This is a genomic window from Saccharibacillus kuerlensis DSM 22868 (assembly GCF_000378145.1).
In the GTDB taxonomy this organism is placed as follows: Bacteria; Bacillota; Bacilli; order Paenibacillales; family Paenibacillaceae; genus Saccharibacillus; species Saccharibacillus kuerlensis.
Genome location: NZ_KB899293.1, coordinates 1 through 17,004 on the forward strand (window position 1 = coordinate 1; position 17,004 = coordinate 17,004).

The window sequence follows — 17,004 nt, forward strand, 5'->3', positions numbered from 1 at the left end:
CGGTCGCGTGTTGAAATCGAGAAAAGGGATTAAATTTTATTGGAATTTTCTCGATTTCAAAGGCGAACGCTGGCGCTCCTTCACTGAATTTCCTCTTCCGCTCATTGGATTCTCACAAAAAAAGACTTTCTCGACACGTTGAGGAGGCCCTCCAATAGGGCCTCCTTCTTCCTTGTGCTTAGACAGATTTCAGACCTGCTCCTTGCCGCGCAGCATACGTACACGGATGACTTTGATGATTTCCATTAAGATTACGGAAGCCAGCGCCAGACCGGCTGCAATCAGCCACTGGTTTACGCCGAACTCGTCAGGGATCGAGAAGATTCCTCGTACCCCCGGCAGCAGCGTCACCGCATACAGCACAAAGCAGAACAATACTGCGCCCAATACATATTTATTGGAGAAGAATCCGGCACCGAATGCGGTCTGAACCTGCGACCGGGCTGCAAACGTCTGCAGCGTGCGGGCCAGGATGAGCGTTGTGAACGCCATGGCCACACTGATCTCCGGCGATTCTTGAAGTCCGATATACTGCGAGACGATAACTGCTGCGCCGATGAGTACCCCGCGCGTGATGACAGTCTGCAGTGTACCTCCGGCGAAGATCCCTTCGTTGATATCCCGCGGCTTGCGGCGCATCACGTCCGGCTCAGCTTTTTCCATGCCGAGCGCGATTGCCGGCAGCGAATCGTTCAGCAGGTTGATAAACAGCAGCTGAAGGGCCGTAAACGGATTGATCCAATCAAAAATTAGTGCAAACAGAATTGCAATGATTGCGCCCAGGTTGCCCGAGAACAGATAAGCGATCGACTTTTTAATATTGTCGAATACCGTACGACCAACTTCTACCGCACTGACGATCGAAACAAAGTTGTCGTCGGTCAGCACCATAGCGGCAGAGTTTTTAGCCACGTCTGTTCCGCTGCCCATCGCTACGCCGATATCGGCCTGTTTGAGCGCAGGAGCATCATTGACACCATCGCCTGTCATGGCCGTAATCTGGCCTTTCTTCTGCCAAGCCCGCACAATCCTGATCTTGTTCTCCGGCGAGACACGGGCGTACACGGCGATACGCTCAAGCCGGTTGTCCAACTCCTCTTCCGACAGAGCATCCAGCTCCCGACCGGTCAGCGCCTCGTCGCCTTCCTCCATCAGTCCGATATCTCGGCCGATGGCCTGTGCCGTCGTCTTATGGTCACCGGTAATCATGACCGGACGAATACCGGCGCTTCTCGCTTCTTCGATCGCTCCGTACACTGCATCCCGCGGCGGATCGATCATCGCGGTCAGACCGACGAAGACCAGATCATTCTCGTCGTCTTCGTTTACGGAGGCGCCGCTTCCAATCTCCTTATAACCGAATGCCAGAACACGCAGCGCCCGGTTGGAGAATTCTTCATTTCGTTCGCGAATCTGCTCCAGCCACGTATCCGTAAACGGTTCTTCCCGCCTATCAATCAGGATGCCGCTGCAGCGGCTGAGCAGTACATCGGGACCACCTTTAACAAGCAGCAGGCGGCGGCCGTCGATCGTGTGCACTGTCGACATGAGCTTGCGGTCGGAGTCAAACGGAATCTCGTCCTCGCGCTCGTACGTCCCGCGTACATTTTCATGGCTGCGATTCTTTTTCGAACTATAGGCGAGCAGCGCCGTCTCCGTCGGATCGCCGATCTCCTGCCCGTCTTCGTTAATACGGGAATCGTTGCACAGTACGGCGATTCGCATCAGCCACTGTTCAGATTCCGTCCATTCCGCAGGATCGTCCGGAACCTGCCCTTCGCGTCCTTCCGGCACGTAATCGTCGACAACCGTCATCTTGTTCTGGGTGAGCGTGCCGGTCTTGTCGGTACAGATTACGCTGGTCGATCCCAATGTCTCGACCGCTGGCAGACGGCGTATAATGGCATGGCGCTTGGCCATCTTGTTCGTTCCGACCGCCAGCACGATCGTCACGATCGACGACAGCGCCTCCGGAATAGCTGCAACCGCAACCGCAACCGCAAACATAAATGCATTCAGAATAGCGCCTGTCATATCATCGGTATCGGCAGAGAACCATTCGCGCCCTGCCTCAACGCTGAAGATGATGACACATAGAATTAGAATGAAAATACCCAACTTCTTGCTGAAGCTCTCCAGCTTGCGCTGCAGCGGCGTCTGTTTCGCTTCCGCACTTTCCAGCAGCCCGGCAATCTTGCCGATCTCCGAATTCGCGCCTGTCCCCGTTACAATCATCGTTCCTCGGCCGTATACGATCAGCGCACCGCTGAAGACCATATTTTTGCGGTCGCCGATTCCCGACTCTTCGTCGATGATCTCCACATGCTTTTCCGCCGGTTCTGATTCACCGGTCAGCATACCTTCATCCGCCTTCAGCGAGCCGCTCTCCAGCAGCCGACCGTCAGCCGGTACATAATCGCCGGCTTCCAGCAGTACGATATCGCCGGGCACAACCTCCCTCGCCTCGAGCGTCTGCACATGTCCGCCCCGCTTAACCTTGGCCGACGGCGCAGACATCTGTTTCAGTGCATCAAGCGAATTTTCGGCTTTGCGGGTCTGTACGACGCCGATGATCGAATTCATAATCAGCACCGCAAAGATGATGACCGATTCGATGACTTCGCCCAGAGCCAGCTGAACGATTGCGGCAGCCAGCAGCACAATGACCATCGGATCTTTGAAAGACTCGAGAATCAGTTTCCCTATCGAGTCTTTTTTCTTCTCCTTGAGTTCATTGTAGCCATGCTCCTCCAGTCTCCTGCCTGCCTCTCCCGGGTCCAACCCTTCCGGGCGGGATTTCAATTCCTCCAGCGTTTTTTCCCGACTTATACGGTAAAAATCCACAAAATCCCTCCTCACCATTCGGAGCGGCCGACTTATGTAAAACGAAATGGATGAGCCGACCGCTCTCTCCCTTCATGTTTACCCAGAAGAGAGGAGCTGGATTCTTATTTTTGCACACCTTCTAATTCATTAGGTTCTTAAGCAGATCCCGAGCATGCCGATCCGACAGATTCCACGACTGCCAGGTTAGCGTTTCGCCAATTTCAAGCCGTGCTTTTTCCTTCAACAGACGATTCAACTCCCCATCTCCGTACTGCCCGTATTCGACGAGCACAGGTACCGCATCAGACGACAAATTAAGCAAGTAATCAAGATCTGCGGAAACCTCGTTCTTCTCATGCCGTTCCAGGTTAAGCCGTGCAATGACTCGATCCATGCATGCATAGTTGAGTGCCAGATAGGCGCAGAGTCCAAGCACAACCATCCAGCGTCCCAGCGGCAGGCTCCTAAACCGAACACATAGTGCAAACAGAATCAGCAGCAGAAAGAGAAAGATCATGAAGGCATGCACAAGAAAGCGCAGCCGCGTATAGCCGTAAATCTCCTCGTACAGCAGCAGTCGGGAAAAAGCGGAACCCAGCATTGCCACCGAGCAGAACACAAGCAGATAAAGCAGTCCGTCCAGCATCCTGCGAATGATTCCTTTACCGCGCGAAGTCGCATACAAACCGATCAGCAGCATAGCGAAATTGATAAATGTGACACCGATCAGCTCACCGAATCCGCTGCGGGCATATTCTGCATAGGAAGCCGATTCCGGGAGCACGCCCTGCCAGGCACCGAACAAATATGAAAATTGAAACCCGACGAACAGCACGTAAACCAGATTAAGCACGATCAGCAGCGTAAGTATAACAAGTGCTCCAAGCTTCGCCGGCTCCCATTCCCATTCCGCCATTTGTGGCCCTTGTATCGGCGGTTGACGGCGCGGAAAGCGAAACCCTGCCAGATAAGCGAAAAAGAACAGCCCAGACACCAAAGCCCACAGCACTCTCCACATCCCGTTTCCGATCGTTAATTTATCAAACAGATTTGGGATTTCGCCTGCGATTGTCCGCAGTACCCCATCCGCCGAAAAGAGCAGGAAAAGCACAACTGCCAGCACCGGTACGGCGAGCAGCAGCCCGTACAGCACTTGTTTGAACGCTGTCTTGCCTTGTTCTTCCTTTTCGCCTTCTTGCGCTATGGCGCTGCGCCGCCAGACAGCAAAAGCATCCGGAATATGCAGGGTCGTCTGCTTCAGCACATGTCCAAAAGCATCGGTAATAAGCGCCGGTTCGTACCAACTTCGCCTGCGATCCCCCAGCATGTAAGTAAGATGCCAAGCAATCAGTATCGGCAGTGCAAACAAATTCAGTGTAAAAAAGACTGGATTATCGAACAACGCATACGTTAGCGATAAAGACAGGACGGCAGCAAACAGCAGTATTCCCGGCCGATCCGCCGAACGTGCCGCTTCCCGTCCAAACGTCCAAAAATAAGCGTAGAACAGCAGCAGAAACATCGGAACCGACACACCCGGCATAACGCCGAAGAATAGCAGTTGGTGCAGCCCGCCCAGCGCCAGCGCAGCTAAGATCGGCAGCAGCGGCTTCGTTTTCTTTTCCATCAATAATTCGTTCATTGCCATACTCCTCCATCGTTGGGCCGGTTTCGCCGGCGCACTGTATTCTTTTTCCATTCTAGATGATAAAATAAGAAGATATATAGAAAGGTTTTGAGCTCTTTTTTCTTATTTTATAAAAGGGATCGAATAGGGAGGATGGCAATGAAACGGCACAAACAATTTCTGCTGCTGCACGAGCGGTACGGAGAAGAAGGCTTTGGCGCTGAAGGCGCCCAGTTAACATTGGCGGAAATAGCGGAAACGCTGGACTGCACGCATCGAAGCGCTCTAACCGTCATCAGAGAAATCGCAGAAGCCGGCTGGATCGTCTGGTCTTCCCATCGGGGGCGAGGCAAGCGGTCGGGGCTCTCTTTTTGCGTAACGCCTCAAGAAATTGCAGCGGAATCCGTTGCCGATGCGATCGGGCGAGGCGACATTCGAGGTATTGCGGGTGAGCTTGGCGACGGCGATCCGCCGCCGGCGATGAGAGAAAGGCTTAGGGATTCGCTGCGCGCTTACTTCGGCCACCATTCCGAGACATCAACCGGCAGGCAGATCGACACCCTGCGGTTTCCGATTCGCCAGCAGCTGCACTCGCTTGATCCGCTGCGTATGAACCTGCTTGCCGAATCGTTCGTCGCCGGACACGTCTTCGACGGATTAGTTCGGCAGGAACACGGCTCGGATCATATTCTGCCGGCGCTTGCCCATCACTGGGAGTGCGGAGAAGACGGACGACTGTGGACTTTTTATCTCCGCAAAGGAGTGTCATTTCACGACGGAAAAATACTGACTTCCGAAGATGTGACGTATACGTTCGAGCGGATGCGCAGACTGCCGGAAAGAGTGCTGTACGGCTTCATGTTCCGGAATATTGAAGCGGTATCGGCAGCCGGACCACTCGTCGTAAAAATCCGCCTAAGAAAGGCACATACCCTGTTTCTGTCCTTTCTCTGTACAAGCCGGGCGGCAATCCTACCGAAAAACGCACTGCGGCAAGACGAGACCGCGTTCGGTCTTCGCCCGATCGGCACCGGACCGTTCCGGGTATCCGAGTTCGGACGCGACTTGTGCGTATTGGAGGCTTTCACACCTTACTATTTGGGAAGGGCGCATCTTGATCGCGTAGAGATCGTCAATATACCGTGGAGGATACAAGGCGGAGAGTGGAGCGGGAGCGAAAGCGATTCGCCGTTCCATATCCTGCCCGGGGGCGGGCCGGAGATTCCTGAGGCGGCGAGAGCCTCTTTGCGAAGTGAAGAAAGCGGCGAGGAACGCAGCAGCGGGTCGACAGTCGGAAATCCTAAGCAGAACCGTACGGCAGCCGAATTTGCTCAGGCAGAGGGCGCTTCGGGGGACGGCAAGAGAGAAAACGCAGGTCACGGCGAAGGTTGGAGCCGAGCCCATGCGGAAGTATTCTCCCGTAAGTTCGTAACATGCAACACGAAGAGCGGCCCGCTGCGCGATCCGGCGCTGCGAGCCGCCGTTATGGCTGCACTGACGGAACAGGAAGCTGCCCCAGCTGCGGAGCATGCGGCATGTCCGCAGCTCCGGCTGCTCACAATTCCGCAGTATCGCCAAGATGCTGCTCTCATTCGAGAGCGGCTGGAGCGGTACGGCTATTCCTGCCGGGTTATCATCGTTACGGTAGACGACTTCAAAGGCCGGACTCGGCTGGCGACCGACCTGCTTCTATTCTCGCTGATTCGCGATCGTGACGAACAGCTGCGGCTGTTTGATCTGTATCTCACCCTGTCCGAACATTCGGATTCGAAAACGCGGCTCTTTATTCGGAATGCTCTGCGCCGCGCATCTGCCAAATCGACACCTCGACAGCGGGCTGTGGAACTTGACGGCATTGAAGCCTACTTGATCGCCGGACACCAGCTGTGTGTGCTGTATGAGACACCGCTGCAGACCGGTTATCTGCCGAGTGTCCGCGGCGTCAGCTTTGGGGCGCAGGGCTGGATCAATCTGCGGACCGTGTGGTTTCCAGCAAGAAATGAATGACAAAAGACAAAGATTAGACCGCTCAAATTCTGAGAACAGGATGGTTCTGTTTCGACCTCCCACAGCTGCAGGATCAGTATGTGTTTAAAGATTGTCAGTCGATGCGGTGAACTTTATTGAATGGCTTTGGTTCTCACGATGTTTCTATATTACGCGAATATGCGTATTTACAAGGAGGATTCCGTTCTTCACTTATCCGAATATAAGTTAAAGGGAGGAATGCAGCATGACAAACACAGTATCCATGAAAGCTGTAGCTTTAAAAGAATACCTGCCGATCGAGCACCAGGACAGCCTAATCGACGTGGAGCTAGACAGACCCTCGCCCCAGGGACGCGACCTGCTCGTCCGCATCAAAGCTGTGTCGCTCAATCCTGTCGATGTAAAGATCCGCGCGCCGAAAGCCCGCAAGGAGGAACAGCCGCGTGTAATCGGTTGGGATGCCGCGGGAATCGTAGAGGCGGTTGGCGAAGACGTGACGCTGTTTCGACCGGGTGACGAAGTCTATTATGCTGGCAGCATCAAACGCTCCGGCAGCAATGCACAGTTCCAACTGGTCGACGAACGGATTGTCGGCCGCAAGCCGAAAAACCTCGACTGGGCCGAAGCCGCAGCGCTGCCGCTGACGACAATTACGGCCTGGGAAGCGATTTATGACCGCCTCGGTGTATCGAAGAATCCGGACCACAACGCCGGCAAAAGCATTTTGATCATCGGAGCGGCCGGTGGCGTGGGCTCTATGGCTACCCAGCTCGCCAATCTGGCAGGCCTTACCGTCGTCGGTACGGCTTCACGGAAAGAATCTGCCGATTGGGCATTGAAGCATGGTGCGCATCATGTCATTACGCATTACGAGGACTTTGTTCCACAGATCAAAAAGCTTGGCCTGAACGCGCCAGAATATATCCTGTGCTTGAACAGCACCGACAAGCATTGGGACAACATGGTGGAAGCACTGGCTCCTCAAGGGATAATCTGCTCCATCGTTGAAACCGAGCATCCCATCGAATTAACCATGCTTAAAGATAAGAGCGGCACGTTCGTTTGGGAATTCATGTTCACCCGTTCCATGTTCGAGACGAAAGACATGATCGCTCAGCATGAACTGCTGGACAATATAGCTGAACTCGTTGAAAAAGGTCAGGTATACACGACGCTCACCGACCGCCTGTCACCATTCAACGCGGCAAATATGCGGGAAGCTCATCGCCGGATCGAAAGCGGCAGTATGATCGGAAAACTGGTTGTGGAAGGTTTCGACGAGTAAAACCACTTATGACAAATCCAATAAAACCCCGCATCATTTCAGACAAAAAAAGCTCTGGCCAAAAAACAGGCCGGAGCTTTTGATTATGCATTCGTTAGGACCTTTTTCCCGCAATCTTCCGGTGCGTCTCCGCATCGGCCACCACATACAGCTTGGCTTCCGCCGGAAGCGGAGCGTCCAGCTTGCGGTTGATCGCGAGATCGTCACGGTCGGCAATCAGCGTCGCGCCCTGCATCAGCAGTGCATCGAAAGCATCGCGATACGTCTTCCACGAGCTGTCTACGGCCACTTCATACAGGTCGCTTCCATTGCCCCGGCTGAGCAGCTGGCTGATGACGTCGGAGCTGCCTTCCTGCAGCGCGGCTCGAACCGCCAGTCTCGATATGGCGTCATGCGACAGAATAAACTCGTTAACATGCGCATGCCGAAAGTTTGGAACATGCTGCTCCTGTGTGATCTCGACCGTCGTATGCACATCGGGCGCAAGCCGCTCAATACTGGATACGACCAGCAGCGACTTCCCATCGACCAATGCCGATTCTTCGATCCGCTCGTCCGCGAATACGATTGCTGCCCGGCAGTTCGCAATGCTTGCCTTGTTCAGCACATCGTCCGCAGCGGGATCGCCGCTGACAAAATGCACCTGCTCCATATGCTCAAGCGGATGCCGTACCGAATCGTCGATCAGCACGATATGCGCCCGAGGATCGTAACACAGAATTTCCTCGATGGCCGATTTGGCTTTTCTACTCCAATTCACAATGACAACATGATTCTTGCCCTGAAAGTTCAACAATCCGGCTCCTCTCTTACGCTGTATTTCCGCAAAGGAATCGACAACTTTGCCGATGACCAGACTGAGCAGGCCAATTCCGAAAATATACAGAAAAATAGTGAATATTTTGCCTTCGGCCGACTCCATAAAATAATCGCCGTATCCGACCGTCGCCATGGTAGTCAGCACCCAATAGAAGGCATTGAACCAATTTCCGAAAGTTTCCGGTTCGATCGAATAGGCTGCAGAGGCGCTGAACAGCACAAAGCCGCTAATAATAATTCCGATTGTCGTCTTACTCAAATGCATCAGCTTTGTTGAAAGCCGGATAAATAAATGCACGTCCGCTCCCCCTTGCTTGGAATTGCACCGCAGATCGTCTACGATAAAGCTTAAAAGCTTTTCGAAACGCGGTCCTTCAAATTACGTACTGACAGATAAGCTTGCATATCCGAACGGCGTGGGCGCAGACGCTCTCAAAACGCACGCCCCGCTTATCCTAAGGTTGGAGGTTACATTCATGTCCATGTTCAAACGCATTCGCAACATTTTTGCCAAACCGGAAGCCCCAAGACGGGAACCCGGCATCCTCGATATCGGTCCCGGCGACATCTGCGAAGTATCGCTGGTCACCTATGAAGTTGTCGGACGCACCCGGAACAGCCGCCGCAACAGCGTTGTGCTGACTTTGCGTGATGGAGCCAACTTGTCTTATCTGGTCATTGAAGAGCGCGAAGAGAACAAGTATGCGCTGTACCATCCGATCGACGGGCGTCTCAATTCGATCGAAGAAGTTCCGACGACGATGGAGCTCGACGGTACCGTCTACCATCTCGAAGAACAATACAACGGGCATGTCACGACAACCGGACGCACCCCATTCATGCAGGGCGGCGATCAATCCGTCTGGCAGTATCAGTCCGACAATATGAAGCTGCTGCGTATTGAATGGATGGACGGGCGTTTCATGCTGTACGAAGGCGAAGATATTCCGCCGGCCGACGCTCGCGTCATCCGCGGCGGAGGTGCCTGAATAGCTTCAAATTCACTCATTCGGTCAGCCCGACAAGGCTGCTCCCGCCAAAGCGGAAGCAGCCTTTTTGTCGAACTGTTAAATAATCAAACTGCTGATCGAGATCGCTGTCCCGATAAACACTGCGCACAGCATAAGGCCGACGGCCACATTGCCTTTTTGCAGCTGATCGGCAATTTTGAACTTTGGCGTAAGCAGCTCGAACACCCAATACACAATGACGAGGCAGACTTGTCCGACTACAAACCACAGCGCCATATGCCAGATCGACGTGTTGGTGTAAGCGGAAATGCCGAGAATGATACCTGTCGAGATAAATTTACCGGCGAGCGCAAGCCCTACCGCTACATTGCCTTTTTTTAATTCGTCCATATCGTTGAACGGCGTTTTGATGAAGAAAATCAGCATACCTACTACCTGCAGTACAATAATCGCAATCAGACTGATCACCAAGTTGTACAAAACAATCCAATCAAACTCGAAGTCCATTAGTTCGCCCACCCCCGAAATTTCGCATATGCCAAATCATATTCTTCAAAGTCGTGCACTTCTTCCAAAACGACGGAAGCCGTTTTAGCTTCTTTCAGTTTACCGTAACGCGTCTCGTTGATCGGCTGCTTCATCCGGTTTCCCGAAGGCAGTTCCAGCACGACAAAGTGACGAGCATCTCCTTGATATTCAGTCTTGTATACGCCGACCACATCGACATCTGTCCTGACTGATACCTTCAGCCTCTCCAGGTCTTCCAGCGCCGCAGCTTCGTTCGGATACGACTTGAGCGTTGTCCAAGCGGATAAACGGACATCGTTGCGACCTTCTTCATCCGTAGTCAGCTGAGCGTTCATGTACTGCAGGGTCCAGACTTTTTGCCCCGTTGCGTAATTGTTGTCGTTCGGCAGCAGCTCGTTGTCCGGAAGAATGGTCATGTCGCTCCCGATCAGATCGCCGACCTCGCCTTCCTGAATCCGGTAATCCCACGGTACGGTATTTGTTCCCGGTCCTTCGTCCGCATTCGTGCTCAGCACAGAATTGTTGTTTGAACAGGCACCCAATACCAGTACGAGCAGCAGCAGAACAGGCAGCAGCCGTTTGGCTCGTACGCTTCGCGGCGCATGTTCCCCGCGTTTCTCCGCTTGGCCGCCTCGAACTGCGGACATCTCATTGATATCTCGCCGCATTCATCTCACTCCCAACGCAATAAAATGACTGGCATTGCCGGTAATCAATCCGCCGGCGCGGCCCAGCATGCCGCATGGAACGCCGTTGATAACAAACATGCCGGTGAGCAGATGGAGCTCTCCTTCGGCTGTCGTCACGCGCGGCAGATCCGCTCTTTTTTGATATACGACCGGAAAGAGAGCGCTCGTATCGTAACCTTCTTCGTCCTGAAGTTCCAGTTCGCCTCCGCCTCCGTACATGCGTACGGAACCGCCTTCACGGCCGAACATCGACTTGGAGACGTAATCGCCGGAGAACAGCGGTTTGTTATATGTAGGCAGCATGTACCGACCAATCGCTTCGCGCTCTTCGTCGTTGTACAGCATACCTAGTTCGTGCAGGCCCCAGACCACAGCCATCATGCCTTTGGACTGCAGCAAAATGGCATGTGGATGATTGAAAAGCTTGAGCTGCCCGCTCTCGACCGCATAAGCCAATGCTTCTCCTCCGTCGTCTACCGACATCCATTCCTTCGGATACAGAGCGAACATTCGGGAGATCGGATTGCCTTCGGCATCCTTCACCAACCCGTCGTCGATTGACAGATCCAGGCAGTCGACCAGCCGCATATCGCGGCCGCTGTGCTTCACCAGCGCTTCGATCGTACCGGAGTCTTCCAGGTGCTCGCCGTATGCGATACAAGCTGCAGTTTCCGGCTTCTCTGCTTCCCAGGCTAAGCGTACCTGTTCAGGCATTCCGCCGTTCATATTTTGAATGCCGGATTGCTCGCACATCCAAGGCGTGGCGATCGAAGCTTCCACATAACCGGTGGGCGTGTCCGCATTCAGCTCCAGCAGCTTGATTCCGCTGTCCTTGGTCACGGCAAAGTCAAACCGCGCATAGCGGCTGACGACCGGTCCATCTGCCATTGGGGCTTGATCGAGCATATTCCACAGTACCGGCGGAATGCCGATCAGCTCGTAGAGATCTCGGCGGCGATGCACATAGCGGACCGCCTTGTCGAACACATCCCACAGCCGGCGTGATGCCTCTTCCAGCTCCGTATAGACGGTCTTGTCTATCGCGGCGGCCTGATCGATCCAGTATCGCTCGTCTTCGTAATTCGCCCAGGTAAAACCCAGTTCGCGCAGCTTCTCAACGCGAGCGGCGCGATCCGGTGACGGCTCCCCAACAATTTCGAATAGACTGCTCATCCGCCGAAAAATCCTCCCGATTTCGAGCCCGACGAGTTCGAGCCCGAGGAGCTGAGGCCGCTCGATCTGCCGCCTACGCTGCCTGATCCGGCCGATGTGGAGCGCCGGGTAATCTTGCCTGTCGAGTTCGACGTTTTCGGCCGTACGGACGATCCGGCTACCGGACGATTCTGGAAGCTCCCGCTGTTATAAGAACGCGGCGTATACGGCCGATTGGTGCCTGCATAATAGCCGCCCCGGTTGTTGTACCACCCCCGCGAGGAATAAACACCGGCATTATTGAACAAGAAATGATACAGCAGCAGATCGCTCCAGCCAAAGCCCGACCCGTAACCGCCATAATAATTGTTGACGACCGTTGTTCCATCGCCATTCTCGGAGGACGGAGGCGCCGTCTGTTCCTGTTCCTGCAAATCCTCCTGCGTAATCGGCAGACTCCAATCGATCGCGGGGTCGAAATACTGTTTGACTTCATCGGACGACCATTCAACCAATTTCGGCTCTGTAGAGCCCGAAGACGTATTCGAAGCAAGCGCTCCTGCCGGCACAAGCGCCGTATTGGCGATCAGTGCCAGACCCAGCGACGTCGAAAGTACCTTGATCGGCCGACGGGTAACCGGTTCAGACGCTTGGCCGCGACTGTCGGTCTTTTTGCGGGAAGTCCGCTCCGGTTCGATCGACTTCCGATCTTCGTGTTCGTTGCTTTTGTGATCCACCTTTCATTCCCTCCCTCTAAACCAAACGTCTCTGCTCTGTCTTCAGCCGTGCATCGGTACAAGCAGAAGTTCCAGCTTGCCCGTGTCGATGTTCAAACGTCCTTCGACGGCTTCATACTCTTTACCCTGTACGACGAGATAATTGGCATGTTCGAGCGCCGCTACCATGTTCATGCTCCAAGAGCGCTCTTCGATCTGCCGCAGCTCTCCTCCAACCATTTTTTCAAACAAAATGACACCGATATCCTGCTGCATTCAATACTCCCCTCTTCTCCATTGGATAGTTTGTTGAAATGCGGTCTGTCAAAATCAACCGCCATGTCCATATGGACACGGTCTGTATAGACGTACGTCTCTTCTATACGTGCTCCCCAAAGATTCGTTGCGCAAAGTCTCAGAGACGTCCTTCTTTTCCCGATATTCCCATTCAGCATACGATTTCTTGGTGCTTGAGACAATACCTGAGGAAACCTTCGAAACCTTTTAGGTCACACACAGGTTCTACACCTACCCTGCATTTACCCATCATCATACGATTCAAAAGACAAAAGACGCATACGCTCCGGGCGCGTGCGTCTTTCCAGGTTGTTGAGAAAGTCCTATTCGCTTTGGAAGCTTAATGGCTGCGAGAGAAATTCGTTCCGGTCGCGTGTTGAAATCAAGAAAAAGGATTAAATTTTAGTGGAATTTTCTCGATTTCAAAGGCGAACGCTGGCGCTCCTTCACTGAATTTCTCCCTTCGCACATCCGCTTCACTTTGAATCAAACTTTCTCGACACGTTGAAAAGACGCATACGCTCAGGGCGCATGCGTCTTTCTTTGCTTTTAAATGCCGATATTTTTAATTTCCGCTGTCGCTGCACGCTTCTCTTCAGGCTTTGCGCTGCATGGAAGAAAAACTTGTACCCGCCCGGCCGCCTGTCAGCAGACTGACAACGACGATAGCAATCAGACTTATCGCAAATCCGGGAACAATCTCATACAGCATACTCTTGAGCGCCGGAACGTTGGACCAGATAATAACCGTAATTGCACCTGCGGTCATCCCCGCCAATGCCCCCCAGCGGTTCATCGACTTCCAGTACAAGCTCAGCAAAATGACCGGTCCGAACGAAGCGCCAAAACCGGCCCAAGCATAACCGACCAGCGTCAGAATCGTATCATTCTTCGTGTAAGACAGCATCAGGGCCACTACCGCTACGGCCAACACAGCCAGACGGCTAAATGTGGTCAGCTCGCGATCAGACGCGCTGCGCCGAAGCAGCAGACGGTACAGATCCTCGGTCAGTGAGCTGGATGTGACCAGCAGCTGCGAGGAAATGGTGCTCATTACGGCGGCGAGCAGCGCCGCCAGCAGGAATCCGGTAATAAACGGATGGAACAGAATACGGGACAGCTCGATGAAGATGGTCTCGGGATCGCCCAGAGTTAGGCCTTGGCGTGAGAAGTAGGCTGCTCCGATCAAGCCGGTCAGCATGGCGCCGCAGACCGAAAATATCATCCAGCTCATCCCGATCTGACGGGCACGCTTGATCTCTTTGACCGACGAAATCGCCATAAACCGGACAATGATATGAGGCTGTCCGAAGTAGCCGAGTCCCCATGCGAGCAGGGAGACAATACCCAGCGTGGTTGCATCTTTCAATGGGTCAAGCAGCGACGGATCCAAGGCGCGAATCTCGTTCAGCGTACTTCCCGTTCCTCCGTTGCGAATCAATGCAGTAACCGGGACAAGAACCAACGCCAGAAACATAATGATTCCTTGAACAAAGTCTGTCCAACTTACAGCAAGGAAGCCGCCGAACAGCGTATAGGCGATCGTAACGCCGGCTACAATCCACAACCCCGTTCGATAATCGAGACCGAAGCTGGACTGGAACAGTACCCCGCCCGACACCATGCCTGACGAAATATAGAAGGTGAAAAAGATGATGATAACCAGCGCGGATACAAGCCGGATGATACGGGTTCCGTCGCCGAATCGATTCTCTAAGTAAGACGGAATCGTCATGGCGTCGCCCGCCTCTTCCGTATATGTCCGCAGACGCGGTGCCACATACAGCCAATTGGCATAAGCGCCGATCGTAAGACCAACCGCGATCCATCCTGCGCTTAAGCCCTGTGAGAACATGGCTCCCGGCAATCCCATGAGCAGCCAGCCGCTCATGTCCGAAGCTCCGGCACTCAGTGCGGTCACGGCCGGGCCGAGGCTTCTGCCTCCCAATACATAGTCGGACAAGCTCGACGTACGCTTGTACGCCATCCAGCCGATTAACAACATCCCCGCCATATAAATGACAAGCGATATCCAGATTTGCGAATTCACTATAACTTTCCTCCGGTTTCTTTGCTGACTCTCTTTCGTAAATCCATTTTTAGATCGTAATAGATTTACTGCGGTATCGCAATAAATTTATGAAGAAAATGATGTGACATTGATCAAAAAAGTGTTCGGTATGATATGATCGATTTCGCTGCAAAAATAATTGATCGGATTGGCAGTACAATCAAACCGATTAATGTCGGACTTTGATGTGTATTCCTTGTCCTATTGGTTATGTAAAGATGGTAATATGATCTTATACCTAAGTATTTGGAGGAATTCGATGAAAGGAAACATGGAAAAAAACGCCGAAGCCACCCGGCAGGCAGTAGTGAACAGTGTACCGCAGCGGGGGTTTTTCGGGCATCCTAAAGGACTGCTGACGCTGTTCTTTACGGAGTTCTGGGAGCGTTTCTCGTATTACGGTATGCGGGCGCTTCTTCTGTATTACATTTACGATACGACCATGAACGGCGGATTGGGCTTTACCCAGTCGACCGCGGTCGCGATCATGTCGATCTATGGATCGCTTGTCTATATGTCCACGATTATCGGCGGCTGGCTGGCGGATCGAATGCTCGGCAAGTCCCGCTCTCTGTTCTACGGCGGCGTATTAATTATGCTGGGACATGTCGTGCTGGCTTTTCCCGGCGGAGCGAATACGCTGTTCGTTTCAATGGGGTTAATCATTATCGGTACGGGCATGCTCAAACCGAATGTATCGAGTGTCGTCGGCGAGATGTATGCGGATAACGACAATCGTCGTGATGCCGGATTCAGTATTTTCTACATGGGCATCAACTTGGGTGGGTTTATCGCTCCTCTGATTGTCGGCACGGTTGGACAGAAGGTCGATTACCATCTCGGCTTCTCCTTGGCCGCAGTCGGTATGTTGGCGGGACTGCTGGTCTATCTGTTTACGCGCAAAAAATATCTTGGATTGGCCGGTACGACGGTTCCTAATCCACTGACCCGCGAAGAGCGGAAAAGCATCCTCACCCGAATCGGCCTCGGTACGCTGGTTATTGCAGCAGTAGTAGCGATTGCCGCTTGGCAGGGTTGGCTGACTATTCAATCGTTCACGATTACGATCAGCGTTCTCGGTGTGCTGATTCCGATCGCTTATTTCACCGTTATGTATCGAAGCGGCAAAACGACAGATATCGAACGCTCCCGACTGCTCGCTTATATTCCGCTGTTTATCGCGGCGGTCATGTTCTGGTCAATCCAAGAACAAGGCTCGACGATCCTCGGCGTGTACGCCGATCAGCGGACGCAGCTCGACTTTGCTGGATTTCGGATTGAACCGTCCTGGTTCCAATCGGCAAACCCGCTGTTCATTATCGTATTGGCACCGATCTTCGCCTGGATCTGGACAGCGCTAGGTGACCGACAGCCAAGCGTTCCAGTCAAATTCTCGTTTGGTCTGCTGTTCGCTGGCCTATCATTTCTCGTCATCCTGCTGCCGGCCCATTTCGGCGGTGGTGGACTCGTAAGCCCGCTGTGGCTCGTGCTCAGCTATTTCGTCGTCGTGCTCGGCGAGCTGTGCCTATCGCCGGTTGGTCTATCAACGACGACTAAGCTGGCGCCGGCCGCATTCTCCGCTCAGGCGATGAGCCTGTGGTTCCTCGCTCCGGCGGCGGCGCAGGCGATTAATGCCCTGATCAGCCAGCTGTATTCGGAAGAGAACGAGATGCTGTACTTCGGCATTATCGGCGGTGCGTCGGTTGCACTTAGTATTGTGCTCTTCCTCCTTGCCCCGATCATCCGAAAAGCGATGAAAGGAATTCATTAATCATTAGGGTTAGCAGAAAAAGAGGCCTTTCCACAGGAAAGGCCTCTTGCTATCGAGAAAGTCCTATTCGTTTTGCAAGCTCAATGGCTGCGGGAGAAATTCGTTAGCTGATGCTTACGATGTGCCTTTCTTCGAAAGGCTTTAGGTCGCGTGTTGAAATCGAGAAAATGGATTAAACTTTACAATTGGGTTTTCTCGATTTCAAAGGCGAACGTTAGCACTCCTTCACCGAATTTCTCCCTTCGCCTCCTCGTTTCACTCGA

Annotated in this window: 13 protein-coding genes; 4 read left to right on the forward strand and 9 right to left on the reverse strand. The window is 53.3% G+C overall.

Going from position 1 to position 17,004, the window contains the following annotated elements; translation table 11 throughout:
* Nucleotides 1–189 precede the first annotated feature (189 nt).
* A complete protein-coding gene (locus F456_RS0115430; protein WP_018977950.1) occupies nucleotides 190–2,844 on the reverse strand; it encodes a cation-translocating P-type ATPase in 2,655 nt (884 codons plus the stop codon).
* A 121-nt stretch (nucleotides 2,845–2,965) separates the two neighbouring features.
* Complete coding sequence (locus F456_RS22770; RefSeq protein WP_018977951.1) at nucleotides 2,966–4,468, reverse strand: DUF4153 domain-containing protein; 1,503 nt, start codon at nucleotides 4,466–4,468, stop codon at nucleotides 2,966–2,968.
* A 144-nt stretch (nucleotides 4,469–4,612) separates the two neighbouring features.
* Between F456_RS22770 and F456_RS0115440 the strand changes: the two genes are divergently transcribed.
* A complete protein-coding gene (locus tag F456_RS0115440) occupies nucleotides 4,613–6,460 on the forward strand; it encodes an ABC transporter substrate-binding protein (protein ID WP_018977952.1) in 1,848 nt (615 codons plus the stop codon).
* 226 nt (nucleotides 6,461–6,686) lie between these two features.
* Nucleotides 6,687–7,727 carry a zinc-binding alcohol dehydrogenase family protein gene (locus F456_RS0115445; protein ID WP_018977953.1) on the forward strand — a complete coding sequence of 347 codons (1,041 nt, stop codon included), beginning with the start codon at nucleotides 6,687–6,689 and terminating at the stop codon, nucleotides 7,725–7,727.
* Between the two features lie 94 nt (nucleotides 7,728–7,821).
* On the opposite strand, the gene F456_RS0115450 is transcribed toward F456_RS0115445, so the two are convergent.
* Nucleotides 7,822–8,844 carry a potassium channel family protein gene (locus tag F456_RS0115450; protein WP_018977954.1) on the reverse strand — a complete coding sequence of 341 codons (1,023 nt, stop codon included), beginning with the start codon at nucleotides 8,842–8,844 and terminating at the stop codon, nucleotides 7,822–7,824.
* A 178-nt stretch (nucleotides 8,845–9,022) separates the two neighbouring features.
* On the opposite strand from F456_RS0115450, the gene F456_RS0115455 reads away from it, so the two are divergent.
* A complete protein-coding gene (locus F456_RS0115455; RefSeq protein WP_018977955.1) occupies nucleotides 9,023–9,535 on the forward strand; it encodes a DUF4178 domain-containing protein in 513 nt (170 codons plus the stop codon).
* 78 nt (nucleotides 9,536–9,613) lie between these two features.
* Here the strand turns inward: F456_RS0115455 and F456_RS0115460 are convergent, their stop codons facing one another.
* From F456_RS0115460 to putP, 6 genes are all read right to left on the reverse strand, one after another.
* The gene (locus F456_RS0115460; protein WP_018977956.1) at nucleotides 9,614–10,024 is read right to left on the reverse strand and encodes a DUF350 domain-containing protein; all 411 of its coding nucleotides are present in this window, start codon (nucleotides 10,022–10,024) and stop codon (nucleotides 9,614–9,616) included.
* Nucleotides 10,024–10,713: a hypothetical protein gene (locus F456_RS0115465; RefSeq protein WP_018977957.1), complete on the reverse strand. Its 690-nt coding sequence runs from the start codon at nucleotides 10,711–10,713 to the stop codon at nucleotides 10,024–10,026. The genes F456_RS0115460 and F456_RS0115465 overlap by 1 nt, the downstream gene beginning before the upstream one ends.
* Complete coding sequence (locus F456_RS0115470; protein WP_018977958.1) at nucleotides 10,714–11,907, reverse strand: glutathionylspermidine synthase family protein; 1,194 nt, start codon at nucleotides 11,905–11,907, stop codon at nucleotides 10,714–10,716.
* On the reverse strand, nucleotides 11,904–12,623 hold the full coding sequence (locus F456_RS0115475; protein WP_018977959.1) for a hypothetical protein: 720 nt from the start codon (nucleotides 12,621–12,623) through the stop codon (nucleotides 11,904–11,906). Before F456_RS0115475 ends, F456_RS0115470 begins: the two co-directional genes overlap by 4 nt.
* Before the next feature lie 42 nt (nucleotides 12,624–12,665).
* A complete protein-coding gene (locus tag F456_RS0115480; RefSeq protein WP_018977960.1) occupies nucleotides 12,666–12,878 on the reverse strand; it encodes a hypothetical protein in 213 nt (70 codons plus the stop codon).
* A 616-nt stretch (nucleotides 12,879–13,494) separates the two neighbouring features.
* Nucleotides 13,495–14,949, reverse strand: coding sequence for a sodium/proline symporter PutP (gene putP, locus F456_RS0115485; RefSeq protein WP_018977961.1), 1,455 nt, complete (start codon nucleotides 14,947–14,949; stop codon nucleotides 13,495–13,497).
* A gap of 280 nt (nucleotides 14,950–15,229) precedes the next feature.
* On the opposite strand from putP, the gene F456_RS0115490 reads away from it, so the two are divergent.
* Entirely contained in the window at nucleotides 15,230–16,741 is a 1,512-nt protein-coding gene (locus tag F456_RS0115490) for a peptide MFS transporter (RefSeq protein ID WP_018977962.1), read from the forward strand.
* Nucleotides 16,742–17,004: the final 263 nt, after the last annotated feature.

What these genes read in the sequence shown, in the direction of transcription:
- F456_RS0115470 (WP_018977958.1), bottom strand. Translation starts at nt 11,907, where the DNA reads ATGAGCAGTCTATTCGAAATTGTTGGGGAGCCGTCACCGGATCGCGCC.
- F456_RS0115440 (WP_018977952.1), top strand. Translation starts at nt 4,613, where the DNA reads ATGAAACGGCACAAACAATTTCTGCTGCTGCACGAGCGGTACGGAGAA.
- F456_RS0115480 (WP_018977960.1), bottom strand. Translation starts at nt 12,878, where the DNA reads ATGCAGCAGGATATCGGTGTCATTTTGTTTGAAAAAATGGTTGGAGGA.
- F456_RS0115460 (WP_018977956.1), bottom strand. Translation starts at nt 10,024, where the DNA reads ATGGACTTCGAGTTTGATTGGATTGTTTTGTACAACTTGGTGATCAGT.
- F456_RS0115445 (WP_018977953.1), top strand. Translation starts at nt 6,687, where the DNA reads ATGACAAACACAGTATCCATGAAAGCTGTAGCTTTAAAAGAATACCTG.
- F456_RS0115490 (WP_018977962.1), top strand. Translation starts at nt 15,230, where the DNA reads ATGAAAGGAAACATGGAAAAAAACGCCGAAGCCACCCGGCAGGCAGTA.
- F456_RS0115465 (WP_018977957.1), bottom strand. Translation starts at nt 10,713, where the DNA reads ATGCGGCGAGATATCAATGAGATGTCCGCAGTTCGAGGCGGCCAAGCG.
- F456_RS0115455 (WP_018977955.1), top strand. Translation starts at nt 9,023, where the DNA reads ATGTCCATGTTCAAACGCATTCGCAACATTTTTGCCAAACCGGAAGCC.
- F456_RS22770 (WP_018977951.1), bottom strand. Translation starts at nt 4,468, where the DNA reads ATGAACGAATTATTGATGGAAAAGAAAACGAAGCCGCTGCTGCCGATC.